This is a genomic window from Photorhabdus khanii NC19 (assembly GCF_000517265.1).
GTDB lineage: Bacteria > Pseudomonadota > Gammaproteobacteria > Enterobacterales > Enterobacteriaceae > Photorhabdus > Photorhabdus khanii.
In genome coordinates, this window is the sequence record NZ_AYSJ01000013.1 from 397559 (window position 1) to 418239 (window position 20681).

21 protein-coding genes and 3 pseudogenes are annotated in these 20681 nt (G+C 43.5%); 9 read left to right on the plus strand and 15 right to left on the minus strand.

The window, feature by feature from the left end:
- The 3 genes from darC to darE are packed head-to-tail and all read left to right on the plus strand — an operon-like array spanning position 1 to position 3237.
- Complete coding sequence (gene darC, locus PTE_RS13770) at positions 1 to 1254, plus strand: darobactin export ABC transporter periplasmic adaptor subunit (protein WP_036847500.1); 1254 nt, start codon at positions 1 to 3, stop codon at positions 1252 to 1254.
- A gap of 1 nt (position 1255) precedes the next feature.
- Positions 1256 to 1918: an ATP-binding cassette domain-containing protein gene (locus PTE_RS13775; protein ID WP_036847503.1), complete on the plus strand. Its 663-nt coding sequence runs from the start codon at positions 1256 to 1258 to the stop codon at positions 1916 to 1918.
- Between the two features lie 29 nt (positions 1919 to 1947).
- Complete coding sequence (gene darE / locus PTE_RS13780; RefSeq protein WP_036847505.1) at positions 1948 to 3237, plus strand: darobactin maturation radical SAM/SPASM protein DarE; 1290 nt, start codon at positions 1948 to 1950, stop codon at positions 3235 to 3237.
- 249 nt (positions 3238 to 3486) lie between these two features.
- Here darE and lpxM read toward each other — a convergent pair whose 3' ends face one another.
- The 3 genes from lpxM to znuA all read right to left on the minus strand — a co-directional run bounded on the left by lpxM (position 3487) and on the right by znuA (position 6882).
- Positions 3487 to 4455, minus strand: a complete 969-nt coding sequence (gene lpxM / locus PTE_RS13785; RefSeq protein WP_036847508.1) for a lauroyl-Kdo(2)-lipid IV(A) myristoyltransferase — start codon at positions 4453 to 4455, stop codon at positions 3487 to 3489.
- Between the two features lie 151 nt (positions 4456 to 4606).
- Positions 4607 to 5914: a murein DD-endopeptidase MepM gene (mepM, locus tag PTE_RS13790; RefSeq protein WP_036847510.1), complete on the minus strand. Its 1308-nt coding sequence runs from the start codon at positions 5912 to 5914 to the stop codon at positions 4607 to 4609.
- Between the two features lie 20 nt (positions 5915 to 5934).
- Complete coding sequence (znuA, locus tag PTE_RS13795; protein ID WP_036847512.1) at positions 5935 to 6882, minus strand: zinc ABC transporter substrate-binding protein ZnuA; 948 nt, start codon at positions 6880 to 6882, stop codon at positions 5935 to 5937.
- A gap of 76 nt (positions 6883 to 6958) precedes the next feature.
- Between znuA and znuC the strand changes: the two genes are divergently transcribed.
- Both znuC and znuB read left to right on the plus strand, forming a co-directional pair.
- A complete protein-coding gene (znuC, locus tag PTE_RS13800; RefSeq protein WP_036847515.1) occupies positions 6959 to 7714 on the plus strand; it encodes a zinc ABC transporter ATP-binding protein ZnuC in 756 nt (251 codons plus the stop codon).
- Positions 7714 to 8499: a zinc ABC transporter permease subunit ZnuB gene (gene znuB, locus PTE_RS13805; RefSeq protein WP_036847518.1), complete on the plus strand. Its 786-nt coding sequence runs from the start codon at positions 7714 to 7716 to the stop codon at positions 8497 to 8499. The genes znuC and znuB overlap by 1 nt, the downstream gene beginning before the upstream one ends.
- A gap of 102 nt (positions 8500 to 8601) precedes the next feature.
- Here the strand turns inward: znuB and ruvB are convergent, their stop codons facing one another.
- The 6 genes from ruvB to aspS form a co-directional block, all read right to left on the minus strand.
- Positions 8602 to 9603 (minus strand): Holliday junction branch migration DNA helicase RuvB, encoded by a 1002-nt coding sequence (gene ruvB / locus PTE_RS13810; protein ID WP_036847521.1) that lies wholly within the window; start codon positions 9601 to 9603, stop codon positions 8602 to 8604.
- Positions 9604 to 9618: 15 nt separating this feature from the next.
- A complete protein-coding gene (gene ruvA / locus PTE_RS13815) occupies positions 9619 to 10236 on the minus strand; it encodes a Holliday junction branch migration protein RuvA (RefSeq protein WP_036847524.1) in 618 nt (205 codons plus the stop codon).
- A 78-nt stretch (positions 10237 to 10314) separates the two neighbouring features.
- Positions 10315 to 10836 (minus strand): crossover junction endodeoxyribonuclease RuvC, encoded by a 522-nt coding sequence (ruvC, locus tag PTE_RS13820; protein WP_036847527.1) that lies wholly within the window; start codon positions 10834 to 10836, stop codon positions 10315 to 10317.
- Between the two features lie 109 nt (positions 10837 to 10945).
- Positions 10946 to 11689: a YebC/PmpR family DNA-binding transcriptional regulator gene (locus tag PTE_RS13825; protein ID WP_036847529.1), complete on the minus strand. Its 744-nt coding sequence runs from the start codon at positions 11687 to 11689 to the stop codon at positions 10946 to 10948.
- A 29-nt stretch (positions 11690 to 11718) separates the two neighbouring features.
- The gene (gene nudB / locus PTE_RS13830; RefSeq protein WP_036847532.1) at positions 11719 to 12156 is read right to left on the minus strand and encodes a dihydroneopterin triphosphate diphosphatase; all 438 of its coding nucleotides are present in this window, start codon (positions 12154 to 12156) and stop codon (positions 11719 to 11721) included.
- Positions 12156 to 13928 (minus strand): aspartate--tRNA ligase, encoded by a 1773-nt coding sequence (gene aspS, locus PTE_RS13835; protein ID WP_036847535.1) that lies wholly within the window; start codon positions 13926 to 13928, stop codon positions 12156 to 12158. Before aspS ends, nudB begins: the two co-directional genes overlap by 1 nt.
- 285 nt (positions 13929 to 14213) lie before the next feature.
- Between aspS and PTE_RS13840 the strand changes: the two genes are divergently transcribed.
- Positions 14214 to 14612, plus strand: a complete 399-nt coding sequence (locus tag PTE_RS13840; RefSeq protein ID WP_036847536.1) for an MAPEG family protein — start codon at positions 14214 to 14216, stop codon at positions 14610 to 14612.
- 117 nt (positions 14613 to 14729) lie between these two features.
- Here PTE_RS13840 and PTE_RS23815 read toward each other — a convergent pair.
- Positions 14730 to 14918: pseudogene (locus tag PTE_RS23815) on the minus strand (type II toxin-antitoxin system RelE family toxin); the annotation flags it as partial.
- Positions 14908 to 15159, minus strand: a pseudogene (locus tag PTE_RS13845) (type II toxin-antitoxin system Phd/YefM family antitoxin). The pseudogenes PTE_RS13845 and PTE_RS23815, both read right to left, overlap by 11 nt.
- Before the next feature lie 137 nt (positions 15160 to 15296).
- Here PTE_RS13845 and cmoA point away from each other — a divergent pair.
- Together cmoA and cmoB are read left to right on the plus strand one after the other, a co-directional pair.
- On the plus strand, positions 15297 to 16055 hold the full coding sequence (gene cmoA / locus PTE_RS13850) for a carboxy-S-adenosyl-L-methionine synthase CmoA (protein WP_036848367.1): 759 nt from the start codon (positions 15297 to 15299) through the stop codon (positions 16053 to 16055).
- Positions 16052 to 17023 carry a tRNA 5-methoxyuridine(34)/uridine 5-oxyacetic acid(34) synthase CmoB gene (cmoB, locus tag PTE_RS13855; protein ID WP_036847539.1) on the plus strand — a complete coding sequence of 324 codons (972 nt, stop codon included), beginning with the start codon at positions 16052 to 16054 and terminating at the stop codon, positions 17021 to 17023. Before cmoA ends, cmoB begins: the two co-directional genes overlap by 4 nt.
- 54 nt (positions 17024 to 17077) lie before the next feature.
- On the opposite strand, the gene cutC is transcribed toward cmoB, so the two are convergent.
- Positions 17078 to 17824, minus strand: a complete 747-nt coding sequence (gene cutC / locus PTE_RS13860; protein ID WP_036847542.1) for a copper homeostasis protein CutC — start codon at positions 17822 to 17824, stop codon at positions 17078 to 17080.
- Positions 17825 to 17961: 137 nt separating this feature from the next.
- Positions 17962 to 18564, minus strand: a complete 603-nt coding sequence (locus PTE_RS13865; RefSeq protein ID WP_036848368.1) for a VOC family protein — start codon at positions 18562 to 18564, stop codon at positions 17962 to 17964.
- Between the two features lie 69 nt (positions 18565 to 18633).
- On the opposite strand from PTE_RS13865, the pseudogene PTE_RS26555 reads away from it, so the two are divergent.
- Positions 18634 to 18750 (plus strand): annotated as a pseudogene (locus PTE_RS26555) (helix-turn-helix domain-containing protein); the annotation flags it as partial.
- 798 nt (positions 18751 to 19548) lie between these two features.
- Here PTE_RS26555 and PTE_RS13875 read toward each other — a convergent pair.
- Both PTE_RS13875 and PTE_RS13880 read right to left on the minus strand, forming a co-directional pair.
- Positions 19549 to 20127: a YceI family protein gene (locus tag PTE_RS13875; RefSeq protein WP_036847548.1), complete on the minus strand. Its 579-nt coding sequence runs from the start codon at positions 20125 to 20127 to the stop codon at positions 19549 to 19551.
- Between the two features lie 24 nt (positions 20128 to 20151).
- Positions 20152 to 20681 (minus strand): cytochrome b (locus PTE_RS13880; protein ID WP_036847551.1); only part of this gene is annotated, 530 nt, incomplete at its 5' end.

Sequence of the window (20681 nt, forward strand, 5' to 3'; positions counted from 1 at the left end):
ATGGATATAGAAATCAGAAAAAAAGGCATACATAACAGAGAGAAATTACTCATTCTCATTTTCTTTATCGCTTTTATTTCATTTGTTGTATTTATTATCTATTATGTCGTTTCGGCTAAAGACGCTTTCGTGAATGAAAATGAAGTTACCCAGTTTCAGGTCAGCAGCAAAGTAGATAGTGATATTCTGAAAACCAGGGCAGTTGTGGTTCCTGATAAAAGTGTCTCTATCTCAACCGAGATAGGGGGAATCGTTACCGATATAATGAAAAAACCATCACAAGATGTTTTAAAGAATGAAGAAATCGTGAAATTATCTAATTTTAATTTCACATTGAATAATTCTTCGATGTTAGCGGACGTGACAGATAAACTCAATAATTTAATAAACATAAGAATAAACTTGCAATCTGACTATCGGGATATCAATAACCGATTCTTAGAAGCCGCCAAAGAACTAAAAGAAGTAGAAGATAAATTAAAGCGATATCACGATCTTGTACATAAAAATTATATTTCTAAAGAAACTATGTCCGATTTAAGGATTAAAAGAGATTATTGGCACGATATTTATCTATTCTACAAAAAATTAAAAAATGATAAAGATCGTAATATATCAAAACAGTTAAAGGAAATCGACGAGTTTGTCGAAAAACAGAGAAAACTCGCTGACATCATCGAAAATGGTTTCGAGCAGCTTTCAATAAAATCCCCTATCGCCGGTAATATCAGTTCATTAGATTTAATTTTAGGACAACGGTTAAAACCTGGCGACAAAATAGCTATTGTTGATGATTTATCAAACTTTTATTTTGAATCAGAAATCAACGAATACTATTTAAACAAAATAACATACCATTCATCTGCCAGTTTAATCTATAACAATGGAAAAATACCTTTACTGGTGAAATTAATTTCATCTGAAGTGAATAATGGAACATTCAAAGTCAGATTTGAATTGGAAGATAAAAAAACAATTAACTTCAAACGGGGGCAATCCGTTGATGTCATGATTAAACTTGATGAAGATCGGAAAATATTCTCCGTACCTTCATCTATGGTGTTTTCTATTGACAATAAAAACTATGTGTTTGTTTACCATCCAGATAAAAAAATTGCCCGACGTATTCAAGTTTCCACCGGCCAAGATAATGGTTCTGATATTGAGATCAAAAGTGGTGTTACTGAAGGACAAACGCTCGTTAGCTTTGGTAAGAATAAATTAGTTAATAATGATACAGTAAGGATTGAATAAAATGATTAGCATGATGAATGTCTGTAAATCATATAAAACTAAATTCATTCAAACAAATGTTTTGAATGACATAAATCTCAATATAGATAAAGGCGAATTTATTTCTATAATGGGAGCGTCAGGGTCAGGGAAATCAACATTACTGAATGTCATTGGCATGTTTGAAACAATCGATAGCGGTCAATTAACACTGAACAATAGCAATATTTTAACAATGAAATATTCTGAAAAAATATCATTCAGACGAGAATTTATTGGTTATATTTTTCAATCATTCAATCTGTTACCCAATTTGACGGTATCTGAAAATATAGAGTTACCGTTAAAATACAGAGGTTTTCCTAAAAAACAGCGGAAAAGCAAAGTATTTAATGCAATAAATAGTTTTGGATTAGAAAATCGGGAAAATCATAAACCGATACAATTATCTGGTGGACAACAGCAACGTGTTGCTATCGCCAGAGCAATGATAGCAAACCCCACCATTTTATTAGCTGATGAACCAACGGGGAACCTGGATAGCGTAAATGGTCAGAATATTTTATCTTCACTTAAGGAGCTGAATGAAAACGGTACGACGATTGTTATGGTAACCCATTCCGTAGAAGCGGCAGCGTTTTCTGACAGAATATTAACGATGAGGGATGGCCACTTGCTTGTTTGAGCATAAATAACATAATAAAGGAGTTCTTTATGGACACAATAATCCCCATAAAATATTTAGATTCAGACGAATCATCGATTCTTAAGAAATCATCTAAAATTAACTACAGGCAATTAGCTTGCAGAATTATCGGTGAAATCTCCGCCGAAAAGATATTAGATGATGATGAACTGGCTTTATATAATAAAGAAATCAGTATACATTTCAGCCCTGAAATTATTAATGCTAATAAATTAGTTGTGGTTGTGAAAGCCACCAGGCTTTGCAATTTAAGATGCACTTATTGTCACTCCTGGGCAGAAGGAAAAGGAAATACCTTAACATTCTTCAATTTAATGCGTTCCATCCACCGTTTCTTATCCCTACCGAATATCAAGCGATTTGAATTCGTCTGGCATGGTGGCGAAGTAACGTTGTTGAATGTTAATTACTTTAAGAAACTCATCTGGTTACAGGAACAATTTAAAAAACCGGATCAAGTTATCACCAATTCGGTACAGACAAATGCCGTCAATATTCCTGAAGATTGGTTAGTGTTCCTCAAAGGTATTGGAATGGGGGTAGGAATAAGCGTTGATGGTATTCCGGAAATACACGATAGCAGGAGATTAGATTACAGAGGAAGGCCAACATCCCATAAAGTCGCGGCAGGTATGAAAAAGTTAAGAAGTTATGGCATACCTTACGGTGCGCTTATCGTCGTCGACCGCGATGTTTATGAATCAAATATAGAAAAAATGCTCTCTTATTTTTACGAAATCGGTTTGATGGATATTGAATTTCTGAATATTGTCCCAGATAACCGATGCCAGCCGGGTGATGATCCTGGAGGAAGTTATATAACTTACCATAACTATATTAATTTCCTTTCTAAGGTTTTCCGTGTCTGGTGGAATGGTTATCAAGGCAAAATCAATATTCGCTTGTTTGACGGATTTATTGACAGTATCAAATCGTCCCAAAAGAAAATGTCAGATTGTTATTGGGCGGGTAACTGTTCTCAGGAAATAATCACATTAGAACCTAATGGTACGGTATCAGCATGTGATAAATATGTTGGTGCTGAAGGGAATAATTATGGTTCGATTATTGATAATGATCTTGGGAATTTACTATCTAAATCAAATACAAATAAGGATCATCTTAAAGAGGAAATGGAATCATATGAAAAAATGCATCAATGTAAATGGTTTCATTTGTGTAATGGTGGATGCCCACACGATCGAGTGACCAACAGGAAGCACAATCCAAATTATGATGGTTCATGTTGTGGAACCGGCGGTTTGTTGGAGACAATAAAACAAACCATCGCGGCGTAAATGCTATCCTGATATTTCAAGTGCAAGTAAAATGTTTCATCATAATAACCCCTAATCATTAGATATGATGTCCAATATTAGGGGTTAAGTTCAAACTGTGATAATGACTTCATATATATACCGAATAGATTTCGAGTTGCAGCGCGGCGGCAAGTGAACGAACCCCCAGGAGCATAGATAACTATGTGACTGGGGTGAGTGAAAGCAGCCAACAAAGCAGCAACTTGAAAGATGAAGGGTATATTAGAATTAAAGATCTTCTCTATTATACGGCTCAATATCCCCTTCTTTGCGGGTCTTAAGCAATTTAAGGATCCAAGTGTATTGCTCAGGATTTGGCCGCACTAATTGTTCCAACTCTTCATTCATCCGGCGGGCAATAAAAGCATCATCCTTGCCTTCAATATCATCCATTGGAGGGCGAATATAAATATCAAGCTGATGAGTACGGTAATTATAAACCGGAAACAATGGCACAATCGCCGCACGACAAATCTTCATCAGCCTCCCAATGGCCGGTAATGTTGCCTTATACGTTGCGAAGAAATCGACAAATTCACTGTGCTCCTCGCCATGATCTTGATCAGGAAGATAATATCCCCAGTAACCCTGGCGAACGGTAGCAATAAAAGGTTTAATGCCAGCATCACGGGAATGTAAGCGACCACCAAAGCGACCCCGGACTTTATTCCACAGATAATCTGCTACAGGGTTCTTCTGATGATGAAACATCGCCGCTGCTTTCTGTCCATTGGCTGTCAATAATATCGCCGGAAGATCCACCGCCCAGCCATGAGGAACCATAAAAATAATGTTTTTTCCCTGCGCTTTCAGTTGGCGAGTAATCTCTTCACCATGCCAATGCGTCCGGCTTAAAGCTGATTTTGTGCCACGTAAACAAATCTCAGCCAGCATAACAAAAGGTTGAGGCGCAGTAGAAAACATCTCATCAATCAACGCCTCGCGCTGCTGCTCTGTCAGTTCCGGCATACAGTAGCACAGATTGATCCTCGCTCTGCGGCGCGCCCCTTTTGCCAGCCTGCCAGCCAGCCAGCCTATTTTAGCCAACAAAGGATCACGCATTTTAACCGGGAAGTAAGTCAGCCCAGCCAATACACCTACTCCCAACCATAATCCCCAATAGCGAGGATGCAGGTAGGATTTATGAAATGTCGGCACATAACCCACTTTACTGTCTGTATCTGTCTCTTTATGCATGAGCTAACTCTTTAGAACAAAACGATGTCTGCCATTTTAGTACAGAGATTTATATCAGTGGATATCAACCCATCTTTTTCTGGCATAGACAAAACAACGGCGGATGATATCAATCATCCACCTTAAAGTCTGTCATTAATGTTCAATTAAGCTAATCCAGCAAAAGCTGAGGTGTTACCTCTTTTACCGTTGCCAGAAATTCTGTGCGATCTTTACCACTCAGACCACCAGAACGCGGCAATTTCGCAGTTAATGGATTTACCGCCTGCTGATTGATCCAGAATTCATAGTGCAAATGAGGCCCCGTAGAACGACCGGTACTACCGGACAACGCGATACGATCACCACGTTTTACCTTCTGCCCTGGTTTCACCAACAGTTTTCTCAGGTGCATATAACGGGTGGTATATTGGCGGCCATGACGAATAGCGATGAAGTTCCCTGCCGCCCCATTATATTTGGAGACAATAACCTCACCGTCACCTACCGCCAAAACTGGGCTTCCCACCGGCATAGCAAAATCCACCCCTTTGTGTGGTGCGACACGCCCTGTTACCGGATTCACACGCCGGGGATTAAAGTGAGAAGATACACGGAATTGTTTCGTTGTTGGAAAACGTAAAAAGCCGCGTTCAAGACCGGAACCTTCACGATCATAAAAACGCCCATCTTCCGCACGGATAGCATAATAATCTTTACCGCTACTGTTCAGGCGAACACCCAGTAATTGGCTCTGTTCACTGTGACCATCCAGCATTTCACGGGAAAGTAATACAGAGAAGCGATCACCTTTATGTAATTTGCGCAAATCAATTTGCCATTGCAGTGCCTTGGTGACTTCACGTGCTTCACTGCTGGTTAATCCCGCGTTTAAAGCACTGCTGGTAAAGTTACTATCAACCACACCTATAATCGCGCTGTTTTTCCACTCACCTTTCTGAAATGATTTCGTTTCTTTAAAGACATCACCTTCACGGGTATAAATACGGCTTTCACGACGGGAAACACCCCAAGTCAGACTTTGCAGATCACCCGCTTCATTTACCGTCCATGATAATGGCTGACCAATGTTCAGCCCCCGTAACACTTTATGCTGACTTGCCAGTAACGCCACGTCAGAAGCATCAATACCAAATTGCGTCAAAATGCTACTGAGGGTATCACCGTCAGAGACAATATATTCATGCGGAGTTTGAGCCGTCGCTTCCGAATTCGTCTCTTCATCGGGAATGCCCTCATCCGGTAATTGCTCACTACTATCCGCAATAATCTCATCAGTATTTGCCGGGGCACTGATTGCAATACTGTCGGTGCTTATTTCTTCCTGTTCATGATGATAAGCAATTGGCTGCCACATCGTGACAACCAATGTCGCCAAAGTCAGCGAACCCAGCATAATCTTATGCGGTCGCGGTAACTCCCTATACACCAGAACGATAGTTTTAACTATCTGCTGCACTAATCGAATTCCTTATTACTTTAATTCAGGCAACTCGCGTATTGTTCCGACAACTGAGTTATAAATTTCATATAGCTGTCCTTATCCAATACGATGCGGCCTCCTAACGGGTCTAAAGTGCCCATACGCACCCCCGTATTCTTCGCTACCGCATTAATAACGGTCGGCCTGAATTGCGGTTCAGCAAAAATGCAGGTTGCCTGCTGCTCAACCAATTGTGTTCGTATATGATGTAATTTTTGCGCGCCGGGCTGTATTTCAGGGTTAATCGTAAAATGCCCTAACGGGGTCAAGCCATAATGCTGTTCGAAATAGCCATAGGCGTCGTGAAAAACAAAATACCCCCTACCGCGCGCCAGCTTAAGAATATTAGCAATATTTTTGTCAGTTTGCGCAAGATGAACGTTGAATTTACGTAGGTTTACGTCCAGTGCCGCTTTTTTCTGCGGATAACGCGCTAATAATTGGTCATGGATCCCCTGAGCAGCCTGTTTCGCTATTTCTGGCGACAACCAAATGTGCATATTATATTCACCATGAGAATGATGTTCATGGTTCTCTTCATGGTTATGATGATTCGATTCCTGTAAATCTTCATCATTCTTTAGCAATAGTGGTTTAATCGCCGGCAATTGCGCTAATACCAGCTGTTTATCTTGTGGCACTTTGGTTAACGGTTTAGACAAAAAGATTTCCATATCAGGACCAACCCACACAAATAAATCTGCCTGATTAATCTTCTTAAGATCAGACGGTTTCAATGCATAATCATGTGGTGAAGCGCCATCAGGCAACAATACCTGCGTATCAGTAACACCCTCAGTTATTGCCGCAGCAATAAAACCCAATGGACGAATTGATGTCACCACATCAGCATTAGCCGATGGTATTGTTCCTGACATAAAAACAGTGGCAATTGCAGCTTTGCAGAAAAATTTCTGCGCCAATTTATATGATTTGTGCAACATAATGTAAATATCTCGTGGACAGAAGCAAGAATTGTTATATTATAACATCTCAATGTTCACGCAAGATATATTTAGCATGTCGACACTCATCACTTTAAAAAATGTTGCAGTTACCTTCGGCAACCGTCAGGTATTAAACAATATTTCTCTTAGCTTGCAACAAGGGAATATCCTGACGTTGCTGGGTCCCAATGGTGCCGGTAAGTCAACATTAGTCCGTGTTGTTTTGGGGCTTATTGCGCCGTCATCCGGCACGATTGAGCATACCGATGGACTGAGAATCGGCTATGTTCCACAGAAGTTGCATCTTGATCCTACCCTGCCACTGACAGTCAAACGCTTTATGATGCTGAAACCTGGCGTAAAATCCGCCGATATATTGCCGACGCTTGAACGGGTTAACGCGGCTCATCTCTTGCAGCAACCGATGCAAAAATTATCCGGCGGAGAAAACCAACGGGTTTTATTAGCCAGAGCGCTATTAAATCAACCCCAATTGCTGGTGCTTGATGAACCGACACAAGGCGTTGATGTTAATGGTCAGTTAGCACTGTATGATTTAATTAATCAAATCAGAACTGAATTACATTGTGCTGTACTGATGGTATCCCATGATTTGCATTTGGTGATGGCGAAAACAGACGAAGTTTTATGCCTTAATCAACATATTTGCTGTTCCGGTACACCGGAAGTTGTTTCAACTCACCCTGAATTTATCGCTATGTTTGGTCATCATGGCACCGGGCAATTAGCAATATATCGGCATCAACATAATCACCATCATGATCTGAAAGGAAAAATTATCTTGAAAAATAACAGGGAATGCCAGTGATGATTGAATTATTACTCCCCGGTTGGTTGGCCGGCATATTATTGGCGATTGCTGCCGGACCATTAGGATCATTTGTTGTCTGGCGCAGAATGTCCTATTTTGGCGATACTCTGGCTCATGCGTCATTATTGGGCGTCGCTTTCGGATTATTACTCAATATCAGCCCTTTTTACGCGGTTATCGCGGTCACGTTGATATTGGCAATCATGCTGGTCTGGCTGGAAAAACGACCGCAACTGGCCATTGATACTTTATTGGGGATTATGGCTCACAGCGCCTTATCATTAGGCTTGGTGGTTGTCAGTTTAATGTCCAATGTGCGGGTTGATTTAATGGCTTATCTGTTTGGTGACTTACTGTCAGTCACTTATGAAGATATCTGGCTGATTGCAATCGGTGTCGCTATTGTTACTACACTGCTGTTCCGGCAATGGAACGCCCTGCTTTCTATGACAGTCAGCCAAGAAATGGCGTTTGTGGATGGCATTAAAATCCAGCGGTTGAGAGTGCTGTTAATGCTGGTAACAGCCTTGACAATTGGCCTGGCAATGAAGTTTGTCGGCGCTCTGATTATCACTTCTCTGCTGATTATTCCCGCTGCCACCGCGCGCCGTTTTGCCCGTACACCGGAACAAATGGCCGGTATTGCCATTATCGTTGGTATGCTCGCTGTCACCGGCGGATTAGCTTTTTCCGCCTTTTATGACACGCCAGCCGGGCCTTCTGTTGTTCTGTGCGCTGCGGTGCTATTTATTATCAGCCTACTCAGTAAGGCAAGAAGTTGATTCACTGAGTTGCTACGCTCAATTACCAATGGAGAAAACCCGGGATAGGGTTCCCTTGACGGATCCCCATCCCAATTAGCTCACACTGCAAACTGATTGTGCCTAATCTCTGACCATACCAAAATGGCGATAAGCATGATCGGTGGCGATTCGTCCACGGGAAGTCCGTTGAATAAAACCTTGCTGGATCAGGAATGGCTCCAGCACATCCTCAATCGTTTCCCGCTCCTCACCGATGGCGGCGGCAAGGTTATCCACCCCCACAGGCCCGCCCATAAATTTATCAATGATGGCAATCAATAACTTACGATCCAGATAATCAAAACCGGCAGAATCCACACTCAGCATATCCAGCGCCTTGGTAGCAATTTCACTATCAATCCCACCATTCCCTTTCACCTGAGCAAAATCACGCACCCGACGCAGTAAACGGTTGGTAATACGCGGCGTTCCACGGGAACGCATGGCAATCTGCCGCGCACCATCATCAGTAATATCCACCCCCATATAACGGGCACTGCGGGAGACAATACTTTGCAAATCATCCACGTTGTAAAATTCAAGGCGCTGCACAATACCGAAACGATCACGCAGTGGAGAAGTCAGGGAGCCTGCACGCGTGGTAGCGCCAATCAGGGTAAAAGGCGGCAAATCAATTTTGATCGAACGGGCTGCCGGCCCCTCGCCAATCATAATATCCAGCTGATAGTCTTCCATTGCCGGATAGAGAATCTCTTCCACCACCGGCGATAAACGGTGAATTTCGTCGATAAACAAAACATCGTGCGGTTCAAGATTTGTCAGCATTGCCGCCAAATCCCCCGCCTTTTCCAAGACCGGGCCAGACGTTGTGCGAAGATTTACCCCCATCTCATTGGCAACAATATTCGCCAGGGTTGTTTTCCCCAACCCGGGCGGGCCAAAAATCAGCAGATGGTCAAGGGCATCACCACGCTGTCTGGCCGCCTGAATAAAAATCTCCATCTGCTCACAGACCTGCGGCTGCCCGACATATTCAGACAGTAATTTGGGTCTGATTGCGCGGTCAATGGCTTCATCGTCTTGTAAAACTTCCGCGGAAACCAGACGGTCAGCTTCAATCATGGTATACCCCTGTGATTAAAGAGCGGCGCGAAGTGCTTCGCGGATAAGTGTTTCACAATCAGCTCCCGGTTTAGCGACTTTACTGATCATTCGGCTGGCCTCTTGCAGCTTATAACCCAGAGAGACTAACGCGGCGGCGGCTTCCGCTTCGATATCAGCATCAGAAGTTGTCTGTTTGGCGGTTGCCGGCAGATTAATATCACTGCTCTGATTAAACAGATCGCCATTAAGCCCTTTAAAACGATCTTTCATTTCAACCACCAGCCGTTCAGCCGTTTTTTTACCCACACCCGGCAATTTAACCAGAGAAGCAATCGCCTCTTTCTCAATCGCAGAAACAAATTGCTGCGCAGACATACCCGAAAGAATAGCCAGCGCTAGTTTAGGGCCGACGCCATTCACTTTAATCAGTTCACGGAACAGCGCCCGCTCCTGTTTATCATTAAAACCATAAAGTAATTGCGCATCTTCACGCACCACAAAGTGAGTAAACAGAACAGTTTCCTGTCCGGTCTCAGGCAATTCATAAAAACAGGTCATTGGCATATAAACTTCATAACCCACGCCATTCGTTTCCAGCAAAACCAACGGTGGTTGTTTTTCCAGCACAATTCCTCTGAGACGCCCTATCACTTGTTTACCCCCTGCAAATAAAACTGATTATTCTGCTAATGCTTATAACATAAAAAAAGCTGGATGCATATCCAGCCGTTACTTTAAACGTCCTCGCGCCAGCATTAATCTGGGATCACCAACACGCAAAAGATTCTGATTAAAGTGGCAATGAGTTATCGCAATTGCCAACGCATCTGCTGCATCGGCTTGCGGATTAGCAGACAATTTCAGCATAGAACGCACCATATGCTGAACCTGACTTTTTTCAGCCGCCCCAGTGCCGACAACTGTCTGTTTAACCTGCCGGGCGGCATATTCAAAAACCGGCACAGATTGATTTACCGCAGCCAGAATAGCAACACCACGCGCTTGCCCTAATTTCAGCGCTGAATCCGGGTTTTTCGCCATAAATACCTGCTCAATAGCAAAGGCATCCGGTTGGAATTGCGTAATAATTTCAAGGATACCGGCATAAATGCGCTGTAACCGGTTAGGCAGATCATCAACTTTTGTCCGGATGCAACCACTGCCAAGATAGATCAAATGGCGCCCTTGCTGGCGGATCACACCATAACCGGTGACACGGGAACCTGGGTCGATACCTAAGATAATCGCCATATCTGTTTATTCGCCTTTACGATCATCTTTAATAAGGGGGATAAAAACGTTAGAGAAAGTGCCCTGAACCCCCAGTGCACTTTCTCTACGCTGTACAACCCAATTGAAATTACAGCAAAGCGGCAACTTCATCAGAGATTTCACCGTTATGGTAAACCTCTTGTACGTCGTCTGAATCTTCCAGCATATCGATCAGACGGAGTAACTTAGGTGCGGTTTCCGCATCCAATTCAGCTTTAGTGGAAGGGATCATCGAAACTTCTGCTGATTCGGCAACAAAACCGGCGGCATCCAACGCGTCTTTCACGTCACCAAACGTTTCTGGTGAGGTGTAAACATCGATAGCGCCATCATCATAGGTTTCCACATCATCAGCCCCTGCTTCCAACGCCGCTTCCATAACAGCATCTTCATCCAATCCTGGCGCATAAGAAATTACGCCTTTCTTGGTGAACAGATAAGCAACAGAGCCATCCGTACCCAGATTACCGCCGGTTTTAGTGAAAGCATGACGAACATCAGAAACCGTACGGTTACGGTTATCACTCAGACATTCAACCATTACCGCGGTACCCCCCGGACCATAACCTTCATAAATGATGGTTTCCATGTTGTCAGCATCATCGTTGCCAACACCACGGGCAATAGCCCGGTTCAAGGTATCGCGGGTCATGTTGTTGGACAGCGCTTTATCAACCGCCGCCCGCAGACGTGGGTTAGCTGCCGGATCACCACCACCCAAACGGGCAGCCGTTACCAGCTCCCGAATAATTTTGGTGAAAATTTTACCGCGTTTCGCATCCTGTGCCGCTTTGCGGTGCTTGGTATTGGCCCATTTACTATGACCTGCCATAAGGTTCTCCGATAAAACATCTAATTAACTTAATTAATCACAAATTCTTCAATTGCCTGCCGATTACTCCATGACTTAGTGAGCTTTGCCGCTTTATCCGCATCCAGCCACTGGTAAGCCTGGTGTTCAGTCAACAGGAGTTCTCGCTCTTGAGGCAATGCCAGACAGAACCAGTACTCTTTATTACGGGTTACTCCCGGAGCATAACGATGACGCAAATGGGTAAAAATCTCATAATAAAGCGAGCGCCGGCAATTTATCAGTTCAAGATTTTCACCGATGATATCAATACCGACTTCTTCTTGCACTTCACGCAATGCTGTCTCACGCGGCGTTTCGTCCCCGTCAAGGCTACCCGTCACAGATTGCCAAAAATCAGGATCATCCCGCCGCTGTAGCATCAGCACCCGTCTGCTGGAAAACGCATAAATAACAACCAGAACAGATTCAGGGCGCTTATAAGCCATTATTCACTCTCTTTCCGGGCCACAACCGAAATTGACAGATCTTCAAGCGCGGCCAGATTTGCATAACTTGGCGCTTCGGTCATCAGACAAGCAGCAGCGGTTGTTTTAGGGAACGCGATAACATCACGGATGTTATCGGTCCCTGTCAGCAACATTACCAGACGGTCAAGGCCGAATGCCAGACCTGCATGCGGTGGCGTCCCAAACTTCAAAGCATCCAGCAAGAAACCAAATTTTTCCTGCTGCTCCTGCTCATTAATTCCCAAAATGCGGAACACCGCTTGTTGCATGTCGTTACGGTGAATACGCACTGATCCCCCACCCACTTCATAGCCATTAATCACCATATCGTAAGCATTGGCAATGGCTGAAAGCGGGTTTTGCGCCAACTCTTCCGCGGACATATCACGTGGTGAAGTAAACGGATGGTGCATTGCACTCAAACCGCCTTCATCATCATTTTCGAACATTGGGAAATCGATAACCCACAGCGGTTGCCAACTATTCAGTTGCGTCAGGTTCAAATCGCGACCTAATTTCAGACGAAGTGCTCCCAAAGCATCAGTGACCACTTTGATACTGCCGGCACCGAAGAACAGAATATCGCCATCCTGCGCACCGGTACGGGAAAGCAGACCTTCAATCACTTCTGCATTCAGGAACTTCGCCACCGGGCTTTGTACCCCTTCCAGACCCGCGCCACGATTATTGACTTTTATCCACGCCAACCCTTTGGCGCCATAAATCCCAACAAATTTGCCATATTCATCAATTTGTTTACGGCTCAGTTCAGCCCCACCCGGAACGCGGATAACCGCTACGCGGCCTTTACTGTCATTCGCCGGTTCAGCAAAAACGCTGAACTCCACATTTTTGACCAGATCAGCGACATCGACCAGTTCCAGTGGGTTACGCAAATCAGGTTTATCAGAACCGAAACGGCGCATGGCTTCAGCAAAAGTCATGACCGGGAAATGCCCGAGATCAACACCTTTAATTTCCAGCCACAATTCGCGGATCATTTGTTCCATCATTCCCCTTACCTGCTCGGCAGTCATAAAGGACGTTTCCACGTCGATCTGAGTAAATTCCGGCTGGCGGTCCGCACGCAAATCTTCATCACGAAAGCATTTCACAATCTGATAATAACGATCAAAACCGGACATCATCAGCAATTGCTTAAATAACTGCGGGGATTGAGGCAATGCATAAAATTTGCCTTTATGAACGCGGCTCGGCACTAAATAATCACGAGCGCCTTCTGGTGTCGCTTTAGTCAGCATCGGCGTTTCAATATCCAGGAAATCCTCACCATCCATAAAACGGCGGACAAAGCTGGTAATTTTAGCGCGTGTTTTCAGGCGATTTGCCATTTCAGGACGGCGCAGATCAATATAGCGATATTTCAGACGCTGCTCTTCACTGTTCGTCTGATTGCTATCCAAAGGCAGAGGTTCGGAACGGTTGATAATATTCAGGCTTTCCGCAAAAACCTCGATTTCACCGGTAGTCATATCTTTATTGATTTGACTGTCAGGACGCGCGCGTACAGTACCGGTGATTTGAATACAGAATTCATTACGCAGCTCAGAAGCCAAAGAAAACGCTGCTTGCTGATCCGGATCAAAAAATACCTGAACGATACCTTCACGATCACGCATATCAATAAAAATCAGGCCACCCAGATCACGGCGGCGATTTACCCAACCACAAAGAGTCACTTTCTGGCCTTCATGGGTCAGATTCAACTGCCCACAATAATCAGTACGCATACAATATCCTTTTATTCGGCTGTTGTGCTTTCGCTGCGGAAATTTTGGCATCGTTCTTGAACTTTTTTAAATACGAAAAGTTCAAGAACTGTCAAAAAAGGCCGCCATTATAATAGAAATTCTGCTCAGAGATAAGGGCAGGCAATATCCTGGATAATACAATTGCCTTGATGTCTGATAATCAGACAAATTTATTTTCAATTCCTGTTTTTTATAGCGACAGTTTTATTTTTGAGGTTTATCATAACCTAATTGGCCAATTTCGGTTAGGCAATGGAGTTAAAAATGGTTAGCTCGCTTTATGTTGTGTTGGGCGCACTATTATTGATTAAGCTGTCTTTTGATGTGGTTAAACTAAGAACGCAATATCGGGTTTCATATGGAGATGGTGGTTTTTACGAATTGCAAACCGCTATCCGTATTCACGGCAATGCTGTGGAATATATTCCCATCTCTATGTTATTACTGGTGATGATGGAGATGAACGGCTCGAATGTCTGGATGATACATGTCTGTGGTTTGATCCTGCTCACTGGCAGGTTGTTACATTATTATGGCCTGTACCACCGTGAGTTCCGCTGGCGACGTTCAGGCATGGTAGCAACCTATCTCTCCATGGTATTGATGGTAATTGCCAATATTTACTACCTGCCCTGGGAACAGATATTTTCTCTTTATGTCTGATATTGCCGCCACTGAAACAAACAGGCAGCGAGTTCTGCTGCCTATTATTCTAATCATAGCTGTTCCATTTATGAGGAAGACTTCCCGGGGTTGATATGCAAAACGGGCAAGTGTTTAAACCAAACGATAGCCAGAAGACCGCAATTTAATTTTATATCGGTTAGCTCGCCCACTTAATCTTGCAGACGGCACATGAGGGTTTTCTAAGCGTTCAACCAGTTTTTTCTTTAGCTGGTCCTTAACTGGATGACCTAGCTTCTTCCACTCTTTTAAGGCCCGCTTTTCAAATTGCAGACTATAGATCATCTAGATTCACACTGACAAATTCAGCATCTTTTAAGCGGTCATCCGCAATTTTGTTTAGTACGGCATCCTCGGCCAGTTCCTAATAGTAAGAAAATAATTCAGGTGGCACACAATAAAACGCAGGTTCATTCCGATTCAGGATTGCAATAGCTTCACCTTCCCCCTGCAAATATGTCCCCATTGGGTTACGTTTCAAATCGGTAATACTTGCCGCGACATTTGTTAAGATCTGATATGCCATACACCACCCCACTCTTTTATGTAAGCAAACAATAGGTCATTTAAAGGTGCTTTTTAATACAGAGAAAATTGGTTCAAGGTCAAGCTTTACATCTGTTAGAATGCCGCCTTCTATTTTTTCTAATAATCAATGCTGTTATGTCAAATCAAGATCCTCACAATCAAAGGGATAGCCTGTTTGCCGCCCCCATTGCCAATCTGGGTGACTGGCGTTTCGATGAACGGGTTGCAGAAGTTTTCCCTGATATGATCCAACGCTCTGTGCCAGGTTATTCAAATATCGTTTCCATGATTGGTATGCTGGCCAGTCGTTTCGTGACATCAAACAGCCAGATTTATGACCTGGGTTGTTCCCTTGGCGCATCAACCCTGGCAATGCGCCGCAATATTACCGCGGAAAATTGCAAGATCATTGCGGTTGATAATTCTTCGGCTATGGTAGAACGCTGTCGTCGCCATATTGATGCTTTCCGGGCGCGCGCACCGGTTGACGTTATTGAAGCCGATATTCTCAATATTGATATTCAAAATGCCTCAATGGTTGTGTTGAATTTCACTTTACAATTTATCGACCCGCAAGATCGACAAGGTTTGCTTAACCGGATTTATCAGGGATTACGTCCGGGCGGTGTGTTAGTTTTATCCGAGAAATTCAGTTTTGAAGATCAACAGATTGGTGAGTTGCTGTTTAATATGCACCACGATTTTAAGCGTGCTAACGGCTACAGCGAACTGGAGATCAGCCAGAAACGCAGCATGCTTGAAAATGTAATGCTGACTGATTCTGTCGAAACACATAAATCCCGCCTCCATCAGTCTGGTTTTGAACATGTTGAAGTCTGGTTTCAGTGTTTCAATTTCGGCTCATTACTGGCGATAAAAGGCTCTGACAAATGATAGATTTCGGTAATTTTTATCAGCTTATCGCCAGGAGCAACCTCCAACACTGGCTTCATTGTCTTCCGGCCCAACTGGATGAATGGCAAAAAGCCGCCCTGCATGGCAATTTTAAATCGTGGGTCAAAACCCTGGAAAACCTGCCCAACATTTCGCCGACCAAATTAGATCTAAAAAATGGCGTGATCGCAGAGCGGGATCCCCCCCTATCCGCCAGTGAAAAAGTCTGTATTACCAATATATTGAGAATATTTATGCCGTGGCGCAAAGGGCCATTCTCTCTTTACGGTGTGAATATCGACACTGAATGGCGTTCAGATTGGAAATGGGATCGGGTACTGCCCCACATTTCTCCCTTAGCGGGCAGAACAATTCTTGATGTTGGCTGTGGCAGCGGCTATCACCTGTGGCGGATGGTCGGTGAAGGAGCTGAACTTGCGGTTGGTATCGATCCGACTCAGCTTTTTCTCTGCCAGTTTGAAGCCGTCAGAAAGTTGCTTGGCAGCGATCAACGTGCTCATCTTTTACCTCTGGGCATCGAACAATTACCGGCACTGGCCGCTTTTGATACCGTTTTTTCAATGGGCGTCCTCTATCACCGCCGTTCCCCACTCGACCATCTTTGGCAGTTAAAAAACCAACTGGTGTCCGATGGCGAATTGGTGCTGGAAAGTTTGGTTGTTGAAGGTGATGAATACACCTGCCTAATCCCTGGAGAACGCTATGCCCAGATGCGTAATGTTTATTTCATCCCATCAGCGAAAATGCTGAAAGTCTGGCTGGAAAAATGCGGTTTTGTTGATGTGAGGATTGTCGATCACGCGGTAACTACCATGGCAGAACAACGTCGTACAGACTGGATGAAAACAGAGTCGTTATCTGATTTTCTTAATCCTGAAGATAGCAGTAAAACCATTGAGGGTTATCCCGCTCCGCTGCGTGCGTTACTGATTGCCCGTAAACCCTGAGTTTGAGAGCTGGCCCAACAGGGCCAGTGCGAAATTTGCTTAACAGAGTAGGATTTATTCAAACAAAGTCAGACTCAGCATCCCTTTCATAACCTCTACCGCACCACCATCAACGCAGTAATGTGAAAACTCATCCACTTCATTGTCAGAACTCATCGTCACCCCCGCTTTGCGGTAGGTCATGGTGGAAGGCATCACCCGGCTGGCAGAACTGTGAACTTCCGTTAGCCCTATATCCATAAATTTATGGATATTACTCAGGCGAACACCCGCGCCCGCCATAATAATTGGCCCCTGACTGGCCTGATGAAGCTCTTTCAATAAGGGTAACCCCAATTCAGCATTCTGTTGCTGGCCGGAAGTCAATATTCGCTTAACATCAAGCTGAGTCAGTTGATCCAATGCCACGTTAGGATTAAAACACATATCAAACGCACGGTGAAAAGTGACAGCCATATCGCCGGACAACGCCATCAATTGTTGCATCCGCGGCAAATCAATATGTCCTTCTTCATCCAATACACCAAAAACGACGCCCATAAATCCCATATCACGGATCTGGGCAATATCATTTTTCATCACCTCAAAATCTGAATGGCTGTAGCAAAAATCACCGCCTCTTGGACGTACAATTGGATGTACAGGAATAGTTAATTGCTCAATAGCCTGCTTCAATGTACCAAAACTCGGTGTTAATCCCCCTTCCGTCGGACTGGCACACAACTCTATCCGGTCAGCCCCAGCCTGTTGTGCGATTAATGCGCAACCTACGCTAAAACAACAAATTTCTAACTTTGTCATCAGAAGTTCCTTGAACACCCAGTCAATAACGAGTAATTAATGAACCTAAACGATTCAGTAACTCAACTCACTAACTATGACATTTAATTATTCTCAATGATTTGTAGGAAATCACAAGGTCAGAATTTTTATCTGGATCACAGGGATGGAAAAGTTAATTTTGCTGACTGGTGCTCACTTTTAACAATGTCACGCAATGTAAATGGGTGAAATTTGACTGTGATCTCACCATCAGTGATTGCTAAGGTAGGATTAGGCAGCCGCTCCTGCTCCCCTTTGGGCTGACTCTCTTTAACAGAAAAACCGGCCGGCAAAGGCTGCGGTAATAATGCCCTTGCTGCTGCCGATAACATTTCCGGCGCCACGGGCAGCACCAGCTCCACATGCTCCCATCCCTGATGTGCATAGGTTTTCTTGCCGGGGTATGGCAATTCAACACAATCAATCTGCCAGTTAAGCACCGTTATTGGCTGTGCCAAATCAAACAAACAGATTGGACGCCCATTAATCATACTTTCCGACATCAAACTTCCACACTGTAAAAAACCTTTACGCCAGCGCTCCGCTACGTCCATATCATGACAGCGTAAAGAGATATGATCGGCCTGATATTTATCAAAATCCAGATTAAGTCGCTGCCTGAATTGCGCTAGTTTATGTGTGAACATTGCCAGATCAGCAGCTAAATCCTGTAATTCAGCAATATTCTGTAATTCAACAACAAAAGAAAAATGTGTCATATCATCCTGGTTAACATGCAATAAATTGGTATCTCCTCCAGACCTGAACGCCGAGGAGCCTCCGCCGTTTCAAGCTATCAGAACTGGGAACAAGGGCGGGCTAAACCGAATAAACAAGCTATGTTACTGATTAAAATGGTGGATCGCCACCCACAGGCACTGGAATTTCTTGCCAGCCTCGCATAGCAATAGCTAAAGAACCGCCCTAAACAGCTGTCAAAAATTCGCAAGATGCTAGCTATCATGCGATTTAGTGGTCTGATATTGCTCAGTGAGCGCCCCTCTGACTCATTCAGTTTTATCGCCGTTCAGATAAGACACAATCACTTCCTGACCCTGCCATTCCAGGCCTTGTGCGAACCGTACCCAACAAGACGCGTTTTCATCGGCCTTATCATAACGATCCCAGTGAAAATGGACACGAATGCAACCGTCTTCATTAAGAAAGGCATAGATAAAGCAAAAACGGATGCCAATGAATTCTCATCCCCGTGGACACAAGGAACAGTATTTGAAGTAAATCGAATTATCACTTCATTTATAGCTCATCTCCGTTGATTAGGAGAACATGTTATCCATTGGAAAAAAGACTCTCTTCTATTCATCACATTTAGGAAGACAAAAATGTATCTCAATCGATTAATCCCTTTAAATAAGGGGAACGGAATTCGAAATTTGCCTCATATTGCTCATATGACAGAACTTGAGCAAGAAAAATTCTCATTTTTTAATTTACGAAAACTAAATTAGTAAATTACTCTCTCTGGTTTTAAACCTGAAAAATCAAATGCAGGAAAAGGAAAAACGGTAAAACTTGAATATCAATTTAATGAAAATCGGGAAATTTAAATACGGGTTAGGAAACGGAAAAAACACTAACAAAAATAATGCAATAAAAAAAAGGATTAATGGGTTAGTCAGCAGCCTGAAACCTGGCATTAGCCAGGTTTTTATTTATTCAGTTTACGTTAAGTAATCAGGATATTACTTTTCCCTAACACCTTCGACAGAAATCAGTAAATCCGCTTCCTGTGATTTAGGGCCTAAATCTGCTTTGAAATTAAAGTCTTTCAGGTTGATTTTACTGTAAGCTTCAAAACCTGCGCGGTAACCACCCCATGGGTCTTTACCTTCTCCCATCAATACTGCATTCAATACCACGGGCTTTGTCACACCATTTAAAGTCAGATCACCTGTAATAGTATATTTACTCCCCTCTTTTTTCACATCGGTTGAAGCGAATTTTGCTTCAGGGTATTTCTCTGTATTAAAGTAATCTTTACTGCGCAAGTGTTTATCACGTTCGGCATGGTTAGTATCCAAACTGGCTATTTTAATTGTGACATCAACTTTATCCGCCGCCGGGTTTTTCTCATCAAAGGTGAAAGAACCATCAAAATCTTTAAATGATCCATATAACCAGCTATAACCCAAATGCTGAATACGGAATTCAATAAAGGCATGCTGACCCGGTATATCAATTTTATAATTGGCTGCTAATGCAGAACTTGCATTCAGTAACAATGCACCCGCAGTCAGGCCAAGTAACGTCTTCTTCAACATATTATTCTCCATAATCGTTTTGTATTATTCAGGACGGAAACCCAGCATACGCTTCAGGGTTGCATCACGGTCAATAAAATGGTGTTTTAACGCAGCAACAGCATGTAATAACGATAAAATCACCACTGTCCAGGCAAGGTAAAGATGGATCATTCCAGCAGTATCTGCCTGTTTCCCCTGACCGGTTAATGTGGCTGGCACAGTAAACCAGTCAAAGACAGAAATTGGCTGCCCATCAGCAGTCGAAATTAAATAACCACTAATCAGAATGCTAAACAGTAAAATATACAACAGAATATGCACTAAAACAGCGCTGATTTTGGTCAGGCGACTATAACTGGCTAAGGGTTTTGGTGGTGGAGAAACAAAGCGCCAGATAACTCGTACCACCATCGCTATCAGCAGTATGATCCCGATACTTTTATGAATTTCAGGTGCACCGTGATACCACGTATCATAATACCCCAACGTCACCATCCACAGCCCCAGTGCAAACATGCCATACACGGTCAGTGCAACCAGCCAGTGTAAAAGGACAGATAAATGCCCAAATT

Excerpts from the sequence above, each read along its gene's own strand:
- darC (WP_036847500.1), top strand. The coding sequence starts at position 1 with ATGGATATAGAAATCAGAAAAAAAGGCATACATAACAGAGAGAAATTA.
- PTE_RS13775 (WP_036847503.1), top strand. The coding sequence starts at position 1,256 with ATGATTAGCATGATGAATGTCTGTAAATCATATAAAACTAAATTCATT.
- darE (WP_036847505.1), top strand. The coding sequence starts at position 1,948 with ATGGACACAATAATCCCCATAAAATATTTAGATTCAGACGAATCATCG.
- lpxM (WP_036847508.1), bottom strand. The coding sequence starts at position 4,455 with ATGCATAAAGAGACAGATACAGACAGTAAAGTGGGTTATGTGCCGACA.
- znuA (WP_036847512.1), bottom strand. The coding sequence starts at position 6,882 with ATGTTGCACAAATCATATAAATTGGCGCAGAAATTTTTCTGCAAAGCT.
- znuC (WP_036847515.1), top strand. The coding sequence starts at position 6,959 with ATGTCGACACTCATCACTTTAAAAAATGTTGCAGTTACCTTCGGCAAC.
- znuB (WP_036847518.1), top strand. The coding sequence starts at position 7,714 with ATGATTGAATTATTACTCCCCGGTTGGTTGGCCGGCATATTATTGGCG.
- ruvB (WP_036847521.1), bottom strand. The coding sequence starts at position 9,603 with ATGATTGAAGCTGACCGTCTGGTTTCCGCGGAAGTTTTACAAGACGAT.
- ruvC (WP_036847527.1), bottom strand. The coding sequence starts at position 10,836 with ATGGCGATTATCTTAGGTATCGACCCAGGTTCCCGTGTCACCGGTTAT.
- PTE_RS13825 (WP_036847529.1), bottom strand. The coding sequence starts at position 11,689 with ATGGCAGGTCATAGTAAATGGGCCAATACCAAGCACCGCAAAGCGGCA.
- nudB (WP_036847532.1), bottom strand. The coding sequence starts at position 12,156 with ATGGCTTATAAGCGCCCTGAATCTGTTCTGGTTGTTATTTATGCGTTT.
- aspS (WP_036847535.1), bottom strand. The coding sequence starts at position 13,928 with ATGCGTACTGATTATTGTGGGCAGTTGAATCTGACCCATGAAGGCCAG.
- PTE_RS13840 (WP_036847536.1), top strand. The coding sequence starts at position 14,214 with ATGGTTAGCTCGCTTTATGTTGTGTTGGGCGCACTATTATTGATTAAG.
- cmoA (WP_036848367.1), top strand. The coding sequence starts at position 15,297 with ATGTCAAATCAAGATCCTCACAATCAAAGGGATAGCCTGTTTGCCGCC.
- cmoB (WP_036847539.1), top strand. The coding sequence starts at position 16,052 with ATGATAGATTTCGGTAATTTTTATCAGCTTATCGCCAGGAGCAACCTC.
- cutC (WP_036847542.1), bottom strand. The coding sequence starts at position 17,824 with ATGACAAAGTTAGAAATTTGTTGTTTTAGCGTAGGTTGCGCATTAATC.
- PTE_RS13865 (WP_036848368.1), bottom strand. The coding sequence starts at position 18,564 with ATGACACATTTTTCTTTTGTTGTTGAATTACAGAATATTGCTGAATTA.
- PTE_RS13875 (WP_036847548.1), bottom strand. The coding sequence starts at position 20,127 with ATGTTGAAGAAGACGTTACTTGGCCTGACTGCGGGTGCATTGTTACTG.